This window comes from Streptomyces sp. NPDC031265 (assembly GCF_055570295.1).
Genome location: NZ_JBVIHM010000024.1, coordinates 40,758 through 58,618, shown reverse-complemented (window position 1 = coordinate 58,618; position 17,861 = coordinate 40,758). Strand labels below are relative to the sequence as shown.

Annotated in this window: 17 protein-coding genes and 1 tRNA gene; 11 read left to right on the top strand and 7 right to left on the bottom strand. The window is 72.5% G+C overall.

The genetic code is table 11. The features are described 5' to 3' along the window. Positions 1 to 142 precede the first annotated feature (142 nt). Positions 143 to 2,803, top strand: coding sequence for a glycoside hydrolase family 31 protein (locus ACZ499_RS29750; RefSeq protein ID WP_468679342.1), 2,661 nt, complete (start codon positions 143 to 145; stop codon positions 2,801 to 2,803). A gap of 66 nt (positions 2,804 to 2,869) precedes the next feature. Here the strand turns inward: ACZ499_RS29750 and ACZ499_RS29745 are convergent, their stop codons facing one another. Together ACZ499_RS29745 and ACZ499_RS29740 are read right to left on the bottom strand one after the other, a co-directional pair. After that, entirely contained in the window at positions 2,870 to 3,754 is an 885-nt protein-coding gene (locus ACZ499_RS29745) for a DMT family transporter (protein WP_468679341.1), read from the bottom strand. After that, positions 3,751 to 4,662, bottom strand: coding sequence for a phosphatase PAP2 family protein (locus tag ACZ499_RS29740; protein WP_468679340.1), 912 nt, complete (start codon positions 4,660 to 4,662; stop codon positions 3,751 to 3,753). Before ACZ499_RS29740 ends, ACZ499_RS29745 begins: the two co-directional genes overlap by 4 nt. 167 nt (positions 4,663 to 4,829) lie before the next feature. Between ACZ499_RS29740 and ACZ499_RS29735 the strand changes: the two genes are divergently transcribed. Continuing rightward, entirely contained in the window at positions 4,830 to 5,429 is a 600-nt protein-coding gene (locus ACZ499_RS29735) for a TetR/AcrR family transcriptional regulator (RefSeq protein WP_468679339.1), read from the top strand. A 33-nt stretch (positions 5,430 to 5,462) separates the two neighbouring features. Here the strand turns inward: ACZ499_RS29735 and ACZ499_RS29730 are convergent, their stop codons facing one another. Beyond that, positions 5,463 to 6,242 carry a DeoR/GlpR family DNA-binding transcription regulator gene (locus ACZ499_RS29730; protein WP_468679338.1) on the bottom strand — a complete coding sequence of 260 codons (780 nt, stop codon included), beginning with the start codon at positions 6,240 to 6,242 and terminating at the stop codon, positions 5,463 to 5,465. A gap of 173 nt (positions 6,243 to 6,415) precedes the next feature. Between ACZ499_RS29730 and ACZ499_RS29725 the strand changes: the two genes are divergently transcribed. The 4 genes from ACZ499_RS29725 (at position 6,416) to ACZ499_RS29710 (ending at position 10,791) form a co-directional block, all read left to right on the top strand. Further along, complete coding sequence (locus ACZ499_RS29725; RefSeq protein WP_468679337.1) at positions 6,416 to 7,300, top strand: SIS domain-containing protein; 885 nt, start codon at positions 6,416 to 6,418, stop codon at positions 7,298 to 7,300. A gap of 51 nt (positions 7,301 to 7,351) precedes the next feature. Further along, entirely contained in the window at positions 7,352 to 8,209 is an 858-nt protein-coding gene (locus tag ACZ499_RS29720; protein WP_468679336.1) for a class II fructose-bisphosphate aldolase, read from the top strand. Between the two features lie 134 nt (positions 8,210 to 8,343). Continuing rightward, positions 8,344 to 9,564: a cytochrome P450 gene (locus ACZ499_RS29715; protein WP_468679335.1), complete on the top strand. Its 1,221-nt coding sequence runs from the start codon at positions 8,344 to 8,346 to the stop codon at positions 9,562 to 9,564. A gap of 450 nt (positions 9,565 to 10,014) precedes the next feature. Continuing rightward, positions 10,015 to 10,791: a cobalt-precorrin-6A reductase gene (locus tag ACZ499_RS29710; RefSeq protein WP_468679334.1), complete on the top strand. Its 777-nt coding sequence runs from the start codon at positions 10,015 to 10,017 to the stop codon at positions 10,789 to 10,791. On the opposite strand, the gene cobF is transcribed toward ACZ499_RS29710, so the two are convergent. After that, on the bottom strand, positions 10,760 to 11,515 hold the full coding sequence (gene cobF, locus ACZ499_RS29705) for a precorrin-6A synthase (deacetylating) (protein WP_468679333.1): 756 nt from the start codon (positions 11,513 to 11,515) through the stop codon (positions 10,760 to 10,762). The two genes, ACZ499_RS29710 and cobF, sit on opposite strands and share 32 nt — an antisense overlap. 81 nt (positions 11,516 to 11,596) lie before the next feature. Here cobF and ACZ499_RS29700 point away from each other — a divergent pair, with 81 nt between their 5' ends. Genes ACZ499_RS29700 through ACZ499_RS29690 form a run of 3 tightly spaced genes read left to right on the top strand, consistent with a single transcriptional unit; the run spans position 11,597 to position 14,485 of the window. Further along, positions 11,597 to 12,352 (top strand): (Fe-S)-binding protein, encoded by a 756-nt coding sequence (locus tag ACZ499_RS29700; protein ID WP_468679332.1) that lies wholly within the window; start codon positions 11,597 to 11,599, stop codon positions 12,350 to 12,352. 37 nt (positions 12,353 to 12,389) lie between these two features. Continuing rightward, positions 12,390 to 13,808 (top strand): LutB/LldF family L-lactate oxidation iron-sulfur protein, encoded by a 1,419-nt coding sequence (locus ACZ499_RS29695; protein WP_468679331.1) that lies wholly within the window; start codon positions 12,390 to 12,392, stop codon positions 13,806 to 13,808. Then, complete coding sequence (locus ACZ499_RS29690) at positions 13,805 to 14,485, top strand: LutC/YkgG family protein (protein WP_468679330.1); 681 nt, start codon at positions 13,805 to 13,807, stop codon at positions 14,483 to 14,485. The genes ACZ499_RS29695 and ACZ499_RS29690 overlap by 4 nt, the downstream gene beginning before the upstream one ends. A gap of 26 nt (positions 14,486 to 14,511) precedes the next feature. Here the strand turns inward: ACZ499_RS29690 and ACZ499_RS29685 are convergent, their stop codons facing one another. Continuing rightward, a complete protein-coding gene (locus tag ACZ499_RS29685; protein ID WP_468679329.1) occupies positions 14,512 to 14,988 on the bottom strand; it encodes a DUF309 domain-containing protein in 477 nt (158 codons plus the stop codon). Positions 14,989 to 15,094: 106 nt separating this feature from the next. On the opposite strand from ACZ499_RS29685, the gene ACZ499_RS29680 reads away from it, so the two are divergent. Continuing rightward, a tRNA-Pro gene (locus ACZ499_RS29680) sits at positions 15,095 to 15,168 on the top strand. 284 nt (positions 15,169 to 15,452) lie between these two features. After that, a complete protein-coding gene (locus ACZ499_RS29675; RefSeq protein ID WP_468679328.1) occupies positions 15,453 to 15,593 on the top strand; it encodes a hypothetical protein in 141 nt (46 codons plus the stop codon). Positions 15,594 to 15,599: 6 nt separating this feature from the next. On the opposite strand, the gene ACZ499_RS29670 is transcribed toward ACZ499_RS29675, so the two are convergent. Beyond that, on the bottom strand, positions 15,600 to 17,006 hold the full coding sequence (locus ACZ499_RS29670) for an MFS transporter (protein ID WP_468679327.1): 1,407 nt from the start codon (positions 17,004 to 17,006) through the stop codon (positions 15,600 to 15,602). Between the two features lie 48 nt (positions 17,007 to 17,054). Next, a complete protein-coding gene (locus ACZ499_RS29665) occupies positions 17,055 to 17,843 on the bottom strand; it encodes an alpha/beta fold hydrolase (RefSeq protein ID WP_468679326.1) in 789 nt (262 codons plus the stop codon). Positions 17,844 to 17,861 lie beyond the last annotated feature (18 nt).

The following is a 17,861-nucleotide window of genomic DNA, read 5'->3' as shown; positions in this document are numbered from 1 at the left end:
CGTCCGGTATCCGCGAAGCCGTTGACATGTACCGGCCGCGTCATGAATCTTAATGCTCGAAACTCCACGGTTCCAAGCATGAATGCGCACGCACTGCACCCCTGTTGTTCGGAAGCAGCTCGGTACGAACGGAGAACACTCCTTGCGGAATCTTCGACACCGCCGGGGGAGAGTGGCCGCCGCCGTGCTCGCGGCGGCCGCGCTCACCCTCACCGCGCTCACGGTCCCGGCCGCCACGGCGGCCGACGCCGCCCCACCCGCAGGCACCCTCGACGGCGCCTCCAAGAGCGTCACCTGGCAGAGCCCGGTCTACCCCAAGGGCACGGTCGGCTCGCCCGACAAGTGCGGCACGCCCGCCGAGGATCCGGGCAACGCCGTCTGCGCCCGCTTCGACCTGACGGTGGACCCGCCGGCCGGCGAGTGGGACGACAACCCCGAGGGCGGGGTCCCTGTCTCCATCCAGTGGGAGAAGCCCACCGACGACTTCGACCTCTACATCTACGACTCGGCGGGCAGGAAGGTCGCCGAGAGCGCCGGGACCGCCGACCCCGAGGCCACCGTCATCCCCAAGGCATCGGGCACGTACCACGTCGTCGTCGTCCCGTACGACGTGCACGACAACTCCTTCACGGGCAAGGCCTATCTGCCCGAGGCGAGCGACGCCGGGAACCTCACCGGCTTCACCGGCGGACACGGTACGTACGAGATCGCGGCGGGCGCCCTCAAGGCCCGCGCCGAGTTCTTCGAGGACGACACCCTGCGGCTGCAGGCGTCACCCGACGGCGTCCTCGCGGACCCGCCGGGCAGCCGCATGATCCAGCGGCAGCCGAAGCCGCGGCGGGCGACCAGCTCCTTCGACGCGGGCGCCTATTACGGGATCCGCGCCAAGGACACCGTCCTGCGCGTCTACAAGAAGCCCCTGCGGTTCGGGCTCTACAAGGCCGACAACCGCACCGCGATCTGGCAGGAGTCGGACCCGCTCCGCTGGACCACCGGTGGTCTGCGCCAGAGCCTGACGCGCGGCGCCAGCGAGCAGTTCTTCGGCGGCGGCGAGCAGAACGGCAGCTTCTCGCACCGCGACCAGGTCAGACACGTGGGCAACAACACCAACTGGAACGAGGGCGGCTACAACAACTCCCAGCCGTTCTACGTCTCCTCGGCCGGCTACGGCGTCTTCCGCAACACCTTCGCGCCCGGCGTCTACGACTTCGGCCCCCACGTCCGCACCGGCCAGCAGGAACGGCGCCTGGACGCCTACTACTTCACCGGTGATGTGAAGTCCGTGATCGGCAAGTACACCTCGCTGGTGGGCAAGCCGTTCATGCCGCCGGTGTACGGGCTCGAACCCGGCGACTCCGACTGCTATCTGCACAACGCCAACCGGGGCGAGCGGCACACCCTGGACGCGCTCAAGGTCGCCGACGGCTATGTGCAGAACCAGATGCCGCTCGGCTGGATGCTCGTCAACGACGGCTACGGCTGCGGCTATGAGAACCTCGCCGAGACCGGCCAGGGACTCAACGCGCGGGGCGCCCAGCTGGGCCTGTGGACCCAGGACGGCCTCGACAAGCTCGCCGAGCAGGTCAAGGCGGGCCAGCGGGTCGCCAAGCTCGACGTCGCCTGGGTCGGCAACGGCTACGGCTTCGCCCTCAACGCCTGCGACCAGGCGAAGGCCGGCATCGAGGACAACAGCGACGCCCGCGGCTTCGTCTGGCTGCCGGTCTCCTGGGCGGGCGCCCAGCGCTGCGGCGTCCTGTGGAGCGGCGACCAGAAGCTGAGCTGGGACTACATCCGCTGGCAGATCCCCACCTACGCGGGCGCCACGCTCTCCGGTATCGCCTACAACACCGGTGACGTGGGCAGCATCTTCGCGCACGACCCGAAGATGTACGCCCGCGACCTCCAGTGGAAGGCGTTCCTGCCCGCGATCATGACCATGGACGGCTGGTCGAGCGACCTCACCACGCACAAGCCGCACGACCAGCAGCCGTGGCTGGACGGCGAGCCGTACACCTCCATCAACCGCAAGTACCTCCAGCTGAAGGAGCGGCTCATCCCGTACATGTACGGGCTCTCCAAGGAGGCGACGAAGACCGGCGTCGGCGCGGTCCGGCCGCTCTCCCTGGAGTACCCGGACGATCCCGACACCCTCGGCCCGAACGCCAAGTACGAGTTCCTGGCGGGCCCGGACTTCCTGGTCGCCCCGGTCTACAGCGACACGGAGGTGCGCGACGGCATCTATCTGCCCAAGGGCACCTGGACGGACTACTGGACCGGCAGGACCTACCAGGGCCCGACCACGATCAACGGCTACAAGGCGCCGCTCGACACGCTCCCGCTGTTCGTCAAGGGCGGCTCGATCGTTCCGATGTGGCCCAAGGGCACGCTGTCCTGGCAGACCCGGGACAAGGGTGAACTCGACTACGACGTCTACCCGCAGGCAGGGAAGTCCGCGTACACGCTGTACGAGGACGACGGCGTGACCCGGCAGTTCGCCCAGGGCTCCTCGGCCACGCAGAAGGTCCAGGTGCGCTCGACGGGCCGCGGTTCGGTCATCGAGGTCGGCCCCAGCGTGGGGAGTTACACGGGCAAGCCCGCCGCTCGCGCGTACCGCCTCACCGTGCACGCCGAGGCGGCGCCCGGCGCCGTCGCGGTCGGCGGTCACCGGCTGCACCGCTACGGCTCCGCGCAGGAGCTGGCGGCGGCGGGGCCGGGGTGGTTCTACGACGCCGGGACCGGTGTGACGGAGGTGAAGACCGCCTCGGTCCCGACCGCGAACGGCTTCACGGTCACGCTCGGCTGAGACCCGGCCGTACGCCAGAGGCCGCACCGGAATCCTCCGGTGCGGCCCCTGTGTGCGGCCCCGGCCTCAGACCGGCACGTGGACCGGTTCCGGGGTGCGCGGGGCCGGGACCTGCACCGGCTCCGCGCCGGTCAGCATGAGTACACCACGCGCGGCGACCACTGCCGCGGCTGCCGCCGTGAGCCAGCCGAGCGGCCCGCCGTGGAACCGCTCGCCGAGCAGCGCCACCCCGATCACGGAGGCCGCCGCCGGGTTGGCGAGGTTCACCACGGCGAGCGGCGCGGCGAGTCCGCCCCGGAACGCGGCCTGCGAGAGCAGCAGCCCGCCCACCGCGAACGCCGCCACCAGTGCGGCGAGCAGGGTCGTCTGCCACCAGGCCATCGGCCCGCCCGGCAGTTCGCGGGCGAGCGAGGCGGTGACGGTCTGGGTGAGCGCGGAGGCCACGCCCGAGGCGACGCCGGAGGCGGTGGCGTGGCCGAGCCCGACGCGGCCCGAGCCGGATCCGGCGCGGGCGGCCACCGCGATCAGGAGCGCGGTGGCAGCCGCGACGGCGAGCCCCTCGCGCAGGCTCAGCGCGTCGCCGGGCGTCGCGGGCCCGGTCACCGCGATCAGGCCGGTCAGCCCCGCGAGCGTCCAGGCGGCGCCACGCCATTCCCGCCGGGTGACCCGGCGCCGCTGGTAGTACGCGCCGATCGGCAGCGCCGCGACGAGGGTGAGCGCGCCCAGTGGCTGGACCAGGGTGAGCGGGCCGTAGTGGAGCGCGGCGACGTGCATCAGCGCGCCTCCCGCGTTGAGCCCGACGGCCCACCACCACTGGGGCCGGGCGAGCAGGGCGGCGAGTCCGCCGCCCCCGTTCGCGGAGGCCAGCCGGGACTGTGCGACGGCGGCGAGGGCGTACCCGGCGGCCGAGGCGAGAGAGAGCAGGATGGCGAGAACCGCGGACTCGTTCATCGCAGCGCCTCCGCGAGCCGCGGAGCGTCGGCGCAGTCGTAGGCGCCCGTGCGCCCGGAGGTCAGGGCAGATTCCGGGGCACGGGCGGGTTCGGGGGCCACGGCGGGCTCGGCCGGCCGGGGCGTGGGGGTCCGGCGCACATGTACGGCGACGGTGCGACCGCCGCGTACCTGCTTCGGACGCGGCACGAGGTACAGGGCGGCGCCGAGCAGCGCGGTCGCGACGAGCGCGTCCAGCCAGTAGTGGTTGGCGGTGCCGATGATCACCAGCAGGGTGAGGGCCGGGTGCAGCAGCCACAGCCGGCGCCAGCGACCGCGGGTCGCCGCGATCAGGCCGATCGCCACCATCAGCGCCCACCCGAAGTGCAGCGAAGGCATCGCCGCGAACTGGTTGGCCATGGTGTCCGTGTCCGGCGTCGCCGCGTACACCGACGGCCCGTACACCTGCGCGGTGTCCACGAGCCCGGCCGACGCCAGCATCCGGGGCGGCGCCAGCGGCAGCAGGATGTGCAGGGCGAGCGCGGCCGTGGTCACCAGTGCCAGGACACGCCGGGACCAGAGGTAGTGGGCGGGCCTGCGGACGTACAGCCAGACCAGGAAGGCGATCGTGGCGGGGAAGTGCGCGGTCGCGTAGAAGGTGTTGGCGACGTGGATCACTGTCTCGTTGTGGAGCAGGAGCCGCTGCACCGCGCCCTCGCCGGGCAGCTGGAGCGCGCGCTCCCAGTCCCAGACGCGGTCGGCGTTGTGGAGGGCGCGCGTCTCGTGGCCGTTCGCCAGCTGCCTGCCGAACTTGTACACGACGAAGAGCGCGGTCACGAGCAGCAGCTCGCGCACCAGGGGCGGCCGGGAGGTACCGGTCGTCTCCGGTCCGGTGGGACGCCGGGTCCCTGGACGTATACCGGCAGCCATTCTCCGGCCCCTCTGAGCAAGAAATCGAGCAGAAATCGACAAGCGAACGAAGGAAGGCTAGATCGGATTTCATCGAGACGCAAACGTCTCGATACGTTTGCGTCTCGGTTGAGCGGCGCCTACTCTCGTATGTGCAGGAGCACTGCCCCACGCACCGGAGGAACGCGATGTCGACGCAGGCCGCGACGGCCGCCGCACGCCGCAGCAAGATCAGCCCCGAGCGGGAGCTGGAGCTGTACGAGGCGGTGCTCGACCTGCTGCGCGAGGGCGGCTATGACGCCGTGACCATGGAGGGCGTCGCCGCGCGCACCAAGTGCGGCAAGGCCACGCTCTACCGCCAGTGGAAGTCCAAGCCGGTCCTGGTCACGGCGGCGCTCGGCGCGAGCCGCTGCTCGTTCTTCACCGGGATCGACACGGGCACGCTCGCGGGCGACCTGCGCGAGGCGGCGCTGGCCGCGTCCCGCAACAAGGGGCGCGACACCGAGCTGATGGAGGCCGTCGGCCAGGCCTATGTGATGCACCCCGACCTGCGCGAGGCGCTGCGCGAGACCGTCCTGAACCCGGAGATCGCCGCGCTCGACGCGATGGTGCGGCGCGGGGTCGAGCGCGGTGAGGTGGATCCCGGCAACCGTGCGATCGACTTCGTCGCCCCGGCCTTCATGGGTGTCCTGCGCGTCGAGCGGCTCTTCGAGGACCGGTTCGCGGAGGCGGACGCCCTGCCGGAGTTCGTGGAAGCAATGATCCTTCCGGCGCTGGGCGTCGGCTGACGTTCAGTCAGTCGCCGCATCCCGTACGGGAGTTCATACCGCCAGCACCGTCACGCCCGCGTCGGTGAACCGGGCGACGGTCTCCTCGGGCACCGCCGTGTCCGTCACCAGCGTGCCGACCTGATCGGTCGCGCAGATCCGTGCGAACGTCCGCTTGCCCAGCTTGGTGGAGTCGGCGGCGACGATCACCCGCTCGGCCCGCTCGCACAGCAGCCGGTTGATCCCGGCCTCGTCCTCGTCGTGCGCCGAGGCGCCGTGCGTGACGTCGAAGGCGCCGACGCCGAGCACCGCGACGTCCATGGTGATCTGGTTGAGCACGCCCCCGGCCAGTGGCCCGGTGAGCTCGTACGACTGGGGCCGGGCGACCCCGCCGGTCACCACGATCTTGAACTGGGGCCGTACCGCCAGCTCGTTGGCAATGTTCAGCGCATTGGTCACGATCGTCAACGCCGGTGACCCGGAGGCGAGTTCGGGCCGTACGGCGAGGGACCGTGCCACTTCCGTGGTCGTGGTGCCGCCGGTGAGTCCCACCGCCTCGCCGGGCGCGATCAGATCCGCCACGGCCTTCGCGATGCGCTGCTTCTCCGAGGCCTGCCGGGCCGTCTTGTAGCGCAGCGGCAGCTCGTACGACACCCCGTGCACGACCGCGCCGCCCCGGGTGCGGACCAGCATCTGCTGCTCGGCGAGCTGGTCGAAGTCGCGGCGGATGGTCGCGGCGGACACGCCGAGCGCGGTCGCCGCCTCCTCGACGTCGAGGCGGCCCTGCTCCACGAGCAGTTCGAGAAGCGCCTGCCAGCGGGCGTCGCGCGACATCCGGATCCTCTTCTCTCCCGTGCTCTCTGGCGCATTTCGCCGCCGTCACCGTCGGTGATGACTTTAACCCACCCCGAGTTGCTTGATTGTGCTCGAAAGCTAGCTATATTTTGCAGAAACACGCATCCGGACACGGATCCGGGCCACGGATCCAGAGTGAGTGGGAGCCCGGCATGAGCCATGTCGAGAACGAACTCAGCAGCCAGCCCGAGTGCTGGAAGCGCGCCGCCGAGCTGGCGGTGCACCACAAGGACGCCCTTCCCGCGCCGGGCGAGCGGGTCGCCGTCGTCGGCTGCGGCACCTCGCTGTTCATGGCCCAGGCCGCCGCCGCCCTGCGCGAGAGCGCGGGCCAGGGCGAGACCGACGCCTTCGCCGCGTCCGAGTACCCGGCCGGCCGCTCCTACGACCGGGTGGTCGCCCTCACCCGCTCCGGCACCACCACCGAGGTCCTCGAACTCCTCGCCCAGGTGCGCGGCGGCGCCCGCACCACCGCGATCACCGCCGACCCGGAGACCCCGGTGATGCGGGCCGCCGACGACGTCGTGGTCCTGGAGTTCGCGGACGAGGAATCGGTGGTCCAGACCCGCTTCGCCACCACCGCGCTCACCCTGCTCCGCGCCCACCTCGGCCTGCACACCGAGCAGGCGGTCGCCGACGCGCGCACCGCGCTGGCCGAGCCGCTGCCCGAAGGGCTCGTCGGGCGCAGCCAGTTCACGTTCCTGGGCCGCGGCTGGACGGCGGGGCTCGCCCAGGAGGCCGCGTTGAAGATGCGCGAGGCATCGCTGTCCTGGACGGAGGCGTACCCGGCCATGGAGTACCGCCACGGCCCGATCAGCATCTCCACCGACACCACCGCGACCTGGATGTTCGGCGAGGCCCCGGACGGGCTCGCCGAGCAGGTGCGCGCCACCGGGGCCCAGTGGGTGGCCGGGGACCTCGACCCGCTGGCCGAGCTCGTACGGGCGCAGCGCCTCGCGGTCGCCGTCGCGGCCGCCCGGGGCCTCGACCCGGACCGCCCGCGCCACCTCACCCGCTCGGTGATCCTCGACGGCTCCTGAAGCACCCGACCCGCACAGAGGACAACCCGCACAGAGGACAGGGGAAGCACGATGCCACTCGCCCAGACCGGGGCCCTGGTCACCGAGGCCGCCGCCAAGCGCCGTGCCGTGGCCGCCTTCAACATCATCACGCTGGAACACGCCGAGGCCGTCATCGCCGGCGCCGAGGCCGCGCACTCGCCGGTCGTCCTGCAGATCAGCGAGAACGCGGTGAAGTTCCGCTACGGCCGGGTGCTGCCGCTCGCCCGGGCCGCCGTCGCCGCGGCCGAGGCCGCCGCCGTGCCGGTGGCGCTCCACCTCGACCACGTCAAGCGCGACGACCTGCTGCGGCAGGCCGCCGACGCCGGATTCAGCTCGGTGATGTACGACGGCGGCCATCTGCCGTACGACCAGAACCTCGCCGCGACGCGTGCCGCCGCTGATTGGGCGCACACCCAAGGCCTGTGGATCGAGGCCGAGCTGGGCGAGGTCGGCGGCAAGAACGGCGAGCCGCCGCTGGACGCGCACGCGCCCGGCGCCCGGACCGACCCCGAGGAGGCGCGCGCCTTCGTCGCCGAGTCGGGCGTCGACGCGCTCGCCGTCGCCATCGGCAACACCCACGCCATGACCACCCGCACGGCCGCGCTCGACCACGGTCTGCTCGCCCGCCTCGACGCCGCGCTGCACGTCCCGCTGGTGCTGCACGGCTCGTCCGGCGTCCCCGACGACGAGCTGGCGGCGGCCGTCGCCGGCGGCATGGCCAAGATCAATATCGGTACGGCGCTGAACATCGCCATGACCGACGCGATCCGCGCGTATCTCGCCGCCAACCCGGAGGCGGTGGACGCCCGCAGCTATCTGACGGTCGGGCGACAGGCGATGGTGCAGGCGGTCACCCGTCTCATCGGGGTGCTGGCCACCGAAGCCTGACGCGCGCGGCGCGGCCGCCGGGCCCCCTTCCCCGGGCCCGGCGACCGCCTCGCCCATGGTGAGTCCCGGACCAGGGCACTTCCGGCCCTACGGGTGCTCTTCCGCCATCGAGCCGCTTCGTACACGATGAGCCTGTGGACAGGCATGAGCACGCACGGCTCGACGCGCTCCAGCGCGACCCCTATCCGCACTACGCGCGCGCCCGCCGCGCCGAGGGCCTGACCTTCGTCCCCGAGCTGGACGCCTGGCTGGTCGCGCGCGACGCCGACGTACGGGAAGTGCTGCGCCGCCCCGAGGCGTTCTCATCGGCCAACGCACTGCGCCCGGACGTCATCCCCGGCCCCGCCGTCCTCGCCGAGCTCGGCTCGGGCTTCGGCGGCCGCCCGGTCGTGGTCACCTCCGACGGCCCCCGGCACCAACGGCTGCGCGCCCCCATCGTCCACGGCCTCTCGGCCGCCCGGGTCGCCGCCGTACTCCCGTACGCCACCGAGCGCGCGACCGCCCTGGTGGAGTCCTTCGCGGCGCGGGGGCGGGTGGAGCTGATGGGGGAGTACGCGATGCTGCTCCCCGGGGACGTCATCGGGCGGCTGATCGGCCTGGACCCGGTGGACGTGCCGGTGGCGGTACGCGGCGGCCACCGGGCGGAGGAACTGCTGTTCCGGCCGCTGGAGGAGCCGGAGCAGATCGCCGCGGCGCGGGACGTGGTGACGATGCAGCAGCTGCTCGACACGTATCTGCGGGTGAGACGGGCCCGGCCGCGCGACGACCTGTGCACGGGCCTGCTGACGGCGCTGGCGCCGGGCACCGGCGAGCTGACCCTGGAGGAGCGCCACGAGCTGGTGGCCCACCTCCAGAACTTCCTCCTTGCGGGCCATCTGACGACGACGGCGCAGATCGGCACGACTGTCCTTCACCTGCTGCGTCACCGCGCACAGTGGGAACTGCTCTGCGAGAAGCCGGAGTTGATTCCGGCGGCGATCGAGGAGGCGGCGCGTTACGACACGGCGCTGCAGGGTTTCCGCCGCATCACGACGCGCCCCGTGCTGCTGTCCGGGACCGAACTCCCCACGGGGGCTGCCGTCTTCGTGGCATTCGGCTCGGCCAACCGCGATGCCCGCCGCCACGAACGCCCCGACGTCTTCGACATCACTCGCCCCCCGTCCCGCCACCTGGCCTTCGGCCACGGCGCCCACAGCTGCCCCGGAGCCCAACTGGCAAGAGAACAACTCCGCCTGACGATCCACCTCCTGACCACGCGTTTCCCGACCCTGCGCCTGGCTGCGCCGGACGCGCCGGTGGCGATGCGGCCGACGTTGATCCATCGGTCGCCGGAGGTGGTGGAGGTGGTGTGGTGAGGGTGCGGGGCGGTGGGGGGTGCGGTGCGGTTCGTCTGCGGGTTCGGTGAGGGCTGGTCGCGCAGTTCCCCGCGCCCCTTCTCGGCCCGGTGTTCGTCTGCGGGTCGGCTGTGGTTGCTCGCGCAGTTCCCCGCGCCCCTCAAGGCACCTCCAGCCCCTCCGGCGTTCGAGGAGCGGGGTCCGGGGCGGAGCCCCGAAAGCGGGGGGCAGGGAGCGGAGCTCCCGCCCTTCGGGGGCGCGGGGAACTGCGCGACCGGCCACAGCGGACCCGCAGGCAGGGGGCCGGGGCGGAGCCCCGAAGCGGGGTGCAGGGGCCGCGCGGCCACGCCCGGGGGGCCGGGAGCGCAGCCCCCGGGAGACCACCTCGCCCCCACCCGCCCGGAGGCCACGCGGCCGAGCCGCACATGGCACAGCGGGAACGGGCGGGGCGGGGGAACTATCCTCGGCCACATGCCCGCCCCCCACGCCCTGATCCTCGGCGGCACCGCCGAAGCCCGCGCGCTGGCCACCGCCCTCACAGCCTCCGGCATGCGCGTCACCACCTCCCTCGCCGGCCGCGTGGCCGCACCCAGGGCGCTCCCGGGCGAGCTCAGGACCGGCGGGTTCGGCGGAGCCGAGGGGCTGGCGCGCTGGATGCGGGAGCACCACGTCACCGCACTCCTCGACGCCACCCACCCCTTCGCCCACCGCATCAGCGAGAACGCGGCAGAGGCGGCCCGCCGCACCGGCACCGAGCTCATCGCGCTGCGCCGCCCGGGCTGGACCCCCGCCCCCGGCGACCGCTGGCACAGCGTGCACACCCTCGACGAGGCCGCCGCCCTGCTGCCCGCCCTCGGCCGCCGGGTCTTCCTCACCACCGGCCGCCTCGGCCTCCACGCCTTCGTCCCGCAGGACGGCGCCGACCCCCTCCACGGCCTCTGGTTCCTCGTACGGTCGGTCGAAGCCCCGGACCCCCCGACCCCCCGCCACTCCCAAGTCCTCCTCGACCGAGGCCCCTTCACCCTCGACGGCGAGCGCGAGCTCCTCCGGGAGCACCGCATCGACGTGCTCGTCACCAAGGACAGCGGCGGCCCCGCCACCGCCGCCAAGCTCACCGCCGCCCGTGAACTCGGGCTGCCGGTCGTGGTGGTGCGGCGGCCCGACCCGCCGGCGGGGGTGCGTACCGCCCCGGACGTGCACACCGTGCTCGCGCTGCTCAGCCCCGCCGCAGCAGATACGTATCCATGATCCAACCCTTGCGCGCCCGCGCCCGCGCCCGCAGCTCCTCGATGCGGTCGGAGACGTCCGAGAGGCGCCCCTGGACCAGGATCTCGTCCGGCGTGCCGACGTACGCACCCCAGTAGATGTACAGGTCCTGGTCGAGGTGGCGGGTGAAGGCCTGGCGCGCGTCCAGCATCACCACCACGTCGTCGACGCCCTCCGGCCAGCCCTCCGCGAGCCGCCGCCCGGTGGTGATCTGCACGGGCCTGGCCACCCGGTTCAGACCCGTCCGGTGCTTGGCGAGGAGCGCCGAGACGCTGCTGATGCCCGGCACCACCTCGTAGGTGAACTCCACCGCGCCCCGCTCCAGGATCTCCTCCAGGATGCCGAGGGTGGAGTCGTACAGCGCGGGATCGCCCCACACCAGGAACGCCCCGCACTCGTCCTCGGCCAGATCGTCCACGATGAAGCGCTCGTAGAGGTCGGCACGTCGGCGCCGCCAGTCGTCGACGGCGGGGGAGTAGTCCGATGTCTTGCGGTCCCGCTCCGGATCCCGCGCCTCGACGAGCCGGTAAGGCCGACCGGTCACATGCGCGTCGAGAATGTCCCTGCGCAGCCGGGTCAGATCGGACTTCGCCTCGCCCTTCTCCATGATGAAGAAGGCATCAGCCTTGTTCAGCGCCTTGACGGCCTGGAGCGTCAGATGGTCGGGGTCGCCCGCCCCGATGCCGATCACATAGATCTCTCTCACGGCCCCGAGTCTGCCGCATCCGTACGAGAGCGCGAGCAGCGAGGCCTACCGGGGCCGGGGCCCACCGCCTATCCTCCGACCATGCGTGTCGCACTCTTCGTCACCTGCGTCAATGACGCGGTGTACCCGGCCACGGGCATCGCGACGGTGAGACTCCTCGAACGCCTCGGCGTCGAGGTCGACTTCCCGCCCGGCCAGACGTGCTGCGGACAGGCCCAGTTCAACACCGGCTACCGCCGTGAGACCGAGCCGCTGGTGCGCCGGATGGGTGCGGTCTTCGAGGGGTACGACCACGTGGTCACCCCGTCCGGCTCCTGCGCGGCGATGGTCCGCGACAACTACCCCCGCATCGCCCGCAAGGCGGCCGCCGAGGGCCGGGGCACGGAGCTCGGTGAGATCGCGGGATCGCTCGTTCCGCGCGTGTACGAGCTGTCCGAGTTCCTCGTCGACGTCCTCGGCGTCACGGACGTCGGCGCGTACTTCCCGCACACCGTCACCTATCACCCCTCCTGTCACGGTCTGCGCACGCTGGGTCTTGGGGAGCGGCCGCGCCGGCTCCTGGAAGCCGTCAAGGGACTGGAGCTGCGCGAACTGCCCGGCGCGGAGGAGTGCTGCGGTTTCGGCGGCACGTTCGCCCTCAAGAACCCGGACGTGTCGGCGGCGATGGGCACCGACAAGGTGAACAGCGCGCTCACCACCGGCGCCGAGGTGCTCTGCGGTGCCGACAGCTCCTGTCTGATGCACCTCGGCGGCCTCCTCCGGCGCCGGGGCGGTGACCTGCGGCCCCTGCACCTCGCCGAGATCCTGGCCAGCACGGAAGCGGAGCCGTACGTATGACAGATGCCGTATGCAGGACAGAAGCGGAGCCCCACCCATGAGTGGCACCTTCGTCGGTATGCCCGCCTTCCCCGAGGCGGCCAGGGGCGCGGTCGGCAACAGCACCCTGCGCGCCAACCTCCGGCACGCCACCCACACCATCCGCGACAAACGCGCCAAAGCGGTCGCCGAACTCGCCGACTGGCAGCAGCTGCGCGAAGCGGGCAAACAGATCAAGAACCATACCCTCCGCCATCTGGAGCGCCATCTGGTGCAGTTGGAGGAGTCCGTCGTACGGGCCGGGGGCACCGTCCACTGGGCCGCCGACGCCGACGAGGCCAACCGCATCGTCGCGGACCTGGTCAAGGCCACGGGGGAGCGCGAGGTCGTCAAGGTCAAGTCGATGGCCACACAGGAGATCGGCCTCAACGAGGCACTCGCCGCCGAGGGCATCTCCGCGTACGAGACGGACCTCGCCGAACTGATCGTGCAGCTCGGACACGACCGCCCGTCCCACATCCTGGTCCCCGCGATCCACCGCAACCGGGGCGAGATCCGGGACATCTTCCGCGAGGAGATGGGGAAGTGGGGCCGTTCGGCCCCGGACGGGCTGACCGACAGTCCCGCCGAACTGGCCGAGGCGGCCCGGCTGCATCTGCGCGAGAAGTTCCTGCGCGCCAAGGTCGGCGTCTCCGGCGCGAACTTCATGGTCGCCGAGACCGGCACCCTCGTCGTCTTCGAGTCCGAGGGCAACGGCCGGATGTGCCTGACCCTCCCCGAGACGCTGATCTCCGTGGTCGGCATCGAGAAGGTGATCCCCACCTGGCAGGATCTGGAGGTCTTCCTCCAGACACTGCCGCGCTCGTCCACGGCCGAGCGGATGAACCCGTACACCAGCATGTGGACGGGCACCACGGACGGCGACGGCCCCTCCGTCTTCCACCTGGTCCTGCTGGACAACGGCCGCACCGACACCCTCGCCGACGAGGTGGGCCGCCAGGCGCTGCGCTGCATCCGCTGCTCGGCCTGCCTCAACGTCTGCCCGGTGTACGAACGGGCCGGCGGCCATGCGTACGGCTCGGTCTACCCTGGCCCCATCGGCGCCATCCTCAGCCCCCAACTCCGGGGCACCGCAAGCGAGATCGACGCCTCGCTGCCGTACGCCTCGTCGCTCTGCGGGGCGTGTTACGAGGTGTGCCCGGTCGCGATCGACATCCCCGAGGTGCTGGTCCATCTGCGCGAGCGCGTGGCGGACCGGGGCGGCAAGGGACACCGGCTCGAGAAGGCGGCGATGAAGGCGGCGAGTTGGGCGATGGACCGGCCGGGAGTGATGGCGGCGGCCGAACGCGCGGCGACCCGGACCCGCCGACTGCACCCGAAGAAGCTGCCGGGCGCCGGGGCCTGGACGGACAGCCGCGCGCTGCCGGAGCTGCCGGAGAAGTCGTTCCGCGACTGGTGGAAGGGGGAGGGGCGATGAGGCGCGGGGACGGCGAGACGGGCGCCGCTTCGAGTACCGGCACGGGGCGCAGCTCCCGCGACCGCATCCTGGCCCGCGTCCGCACGGCCGTGGCCGACGCCCGCGAGGCCCCCGAGGTCACCCGCGACTACCTGACCGCCCACACCCCGGACGACCCCGCCGCCGTACTCGACCTGCTGCACGAGAACCTGGCGGAGTACCGGGCGCTCGTGCACCGCACGGACGCCGAGGGGCTGCCCGCGCTCCTGACGCGGCTGCTCGCCGAGCGCGGCTCATCGACGGTCCTGGTCCCGGCCGGGCTGCCCCCCGAGTGGCTCGGCGCGACCGACGCCGTACGCGTCCAGGACCGGCCCGAGTCCACCGCGGCCGAACTGGACGCCGTGGACAGCGTCGTCACGGGGTGCGCCCTCGCCATCGCCGAGACGGGCACGATCGTCCTGGACGGCGGCCCCGACCAGGGCCGACGCCGCATCACACTCGTCCCCGACCACCACATCTGCGTGGTACGGGCGCCCGAACAGGTCGTGGCGTCGGTACCCCAGGCGATGGCGCGGCTCGACCCCACCCGCCCACTGACCTGGATCTCGGGCCCGTCCGCGACGAGCGACATCGAGCTGGACCGGGTGGAGGGGGTGCACGGACCGCGCACGCTGGAAGTGGTGTTGGTCAGACGCTGAGCCGGGGCGGTCCGGAGCGGGGCCGCTCAGCCGGTGAGCCTCGGCGCCTCGGCCCGCGCGTCCACCGGCCCCGGCAGCCGCTCCGCCAGCTCCCGCGCCCACGCCATGAGCCCGGCCAGGTCGATCCCGTACAGCGGTGTCCCCACGTACCGCCCCAACGAGTCACCGCCCCGCGCGAGCAGTGCGGCGCCGCCCTTCGCGTTGCCGCGCGCGGCGTGGGTGAGCCCGACGGCGAGCTGCGCGAGCCCCCGCCACAGCTCGCGCTCGCTCTCCGGCCCCGCCTTCCAGGCGTCCTCGAACACCTCGTGCGCGTGGAACGGCATCCCCGCGTCCAGCAGCCGCTGCGCCTCCCGCACGGTCTCGTCCGGGGTACGCGCCAGACCCTCCGGCTGCCGCTCCACTCCGGACGCTCCGTACGGCAGCGGCCGCCCCAGCCCGTCCCTGGGCCGCGCGTTGCGCGCCCGCCCCTCGGCGTCCCGGTCCCGGCGAGAAGAAGTCTCCATGCGCCCATTGTCCCCCGCCGTCGCTCCCCGTACCGGAACACGGCCATGAGTGAGGTATGGTTCTCGTGCACGACCGGCCGGGGGAAACCCCAGGTCAGACGGGCACCGGGACGTGGCGCAGCTTGGTAGCGCACTTGACTGGGGGTCAAGGGGTCGCAGGTTCAAATCCTGTCGTCCCGACTCTGCTTCACGCAGGTCGGAGGCCGTTCTCTCGCTAATGAGAGGGCGGCCTTTTGTGTGTCCGGGGCCATGGTGGTCGCAGTGTGGTCGCACGTCCGGTCTGTGGCTGGTCGGCCGTGGTGCTGAAGCCGGTGGCGCGGGGGAGCGGAGTCGGCGGAGGGCTTCGCGGAGCCGGTGGATGTGGTCGCGTGGTGGTCGCAGCCACGCCCAATGGTCCGTTTCGTGGCCGGCACTTTGGGCTCCGGTGAGGGTGTGGTCGATGGTGTCGACGGTTTCGCGGGCTGGTGCGGCCGCGGCCGGCGGTCCGCGCCTACGAGAAGACCGTGCCGCCCCGCTCCACGGAAATGGCCCAGCTCCTCGGCGGTGCCGCCGAACATCTGTTGTCCACCGAGCTGCCCGACTTCGCCACCGGCGACAACCACTGACCGAGGTTACGCGTCTTCGCGTACCGGGCCCGCCCGGCGGACGGGCACGGGCCCCGGGCTGGCGGGGGAGCTCTTCGTCGGCGGGGGACCGGCGGTGGCCGCGGCGCGTCGTGCGGTGGCGGCTGCCAGGGCCACGACGGCCAGTCCGCATCCGGTGATGGCCCACCAGGCCGCCGACCGCGCCCCGGAGGCTGCGGCGGCTCCGATCAGCGCGATACCAAGAGCCGCGCCGACCTGCCGGCTGGTCGCGGCGATCGAGGCGGCCACCCCGGCCTGGGAGCTCGGCAAGCCGGCTACCGCCGTGTCGGTGACGGGCGCGTTGACGAAGCCGAAGCCCAGCCCGAACAGCGCGTACGTCAGGGACAGCAGGAGCGGAGAGGGGTGGGCCGAGCGGGTGACCAGCGTGGCCAGCACGCCGCTGGAGGCGATACCCGCCCCCGCGATCAGCAGCGGAACGCGCGGGCCGCGACTGCCGACGATCCGCCCGGACAGCGGCGGGCACAGCAGCGACAGCGCCGCCATCGGCAGCAGCCGCAGCCCGGCTTCCAGCGGACTCAGTCCGAGATCTCCTTGCAGGTAGACGGTGTTGGCGAACAGGAAGCCGCTGAGCGCGGCGAACGCGAAGACCGCGGTCGCCGTGGCTCCGCTGAAAGGCGCGCTGCGGAACAGCCTCGGGTCGATCAGGGGTTCGTCGCGCCGGCTCTCGTACGGTACGAGCCAGGCCAGCGCGCCCGCTGCGGCGATCAGACCAGCCATGACCGGGGGCGAGGTCCAGCCCGCGCCGGGCCCCTCGATGAGGGCGTACGTCAGCGTACCGAGCAGGACCGTCACCAGGATCTGTCCCACCGGGTCCGGCCGACGGGGGTGTGGCGCCCGGGACTCGGGGATGTGGAGCGTGGTGAGCAGGAGGGCGGCGAGACCGATCGGCACGTTCACCCAGAACACCGATCGCCACCCCGCCCACGGTACGAGGAGGCCGCCGAGGACCGGTCCGGCAGCCATGCTCAGTCCGACGACCGCGCCCCAGGCGCCGATCGCCCGCGCCCGCTCACGCGGATGCGGGTAGGCGTGCGTGAGGAGGGCCATGGCGACCGGGGTGAGCATGGAACCGCCCGCCGCCTGCACCGTGCGGAAGGCCACGAGCCAGGCTGTCGTCGGTGCAAGGCTGCACAGGGTCGACCCGGCGGTGAACAGCATCAGCCCCAGCCGGAAGACGCGCTTGCGACCGAGGCGGTCGGCGGCGGAACCGGTCGACGTCAGCAGTGCGGCCAGAACGATGGTGTAGGCGTCCAGGGTCCATTGGAGGCCGGTCACGGAGGAGTCCAGGTCCTGCCGGATCGCGGGAAGGGCGACGTTGAGGATGGTGGTGTCGAGGCTGACCAGCAGCACGCCCAGGCAGCAGACGGCCAGCACGAGCGGTGGCCGGCCGCGGCCTGGCGCGGGGGCGCGGGTGCTTCCCACTCAGCGCCGGGCCTCGGCGAAGTCCGCAACGACGGACAGGAGTTGGCCGGGGGTCTCGATCTGGGGCATGTGCCCCGTATCGGGAAGGAGGCGGAATTCGGAGTCGGGGAAGGCCGCGGCGTAGGCGCGGCCGTAGTCGACGTCGACGACCTGGTCGCTGGCGCCCCACACGACGAGGGCCGGCGCCGCGACAGCGGCCAGCCGTCCGCGCAGGCCCGGGTCGGCCATCACGTGCGGGCCCGAGTAGACCTCCAGGGCGGAGCGGTTGGCGGCCATGACGGCGCGGGCGGCCTCCGGGAGGGTGGCGGGGTCGACGGCGAACGCGGCGGGGTCGTGGAACGCGAGCTTGGACAGTTCGGCGGGCGTGAGGGAGAAGGTGTCGGCGATCGGGTGGCCGGGGACGTGGATGCCGGCCGCGTTGACGAGTACGACGGCACTGATCCGGTCGCTGCCGGCCAGGGCCAGTTCGGCGGCGATCCAGCCGCCGATGGAGTTGCCGACGACCGTGACCTCGGTGAGGCCGAGCTCGTCCAGCAGCAGGGCGTAGCTCTCGGCCAGGGTGGTGACGTCGGTCAGCCAGTCGGGGCGGTGGGTGCCGCCGAAGCCGGGGTGGAAGGGGGTGATGACCCTGGCGTGGCGCTGCTCGGCGAGGAGCCGCGCGAAGGGGGCGACGGTCTGGGGGCCGCCGCCCCCGTGCAGCAGCAGGTACGTGCGCCCCTGGCCCTGGTCGTCGACGGTGAGGTCGAGCGTGCCGGAGGGGTGGGCGAGGGTGTGGACGGTGCTGGTCATGGGGATTCCTCCTGGACG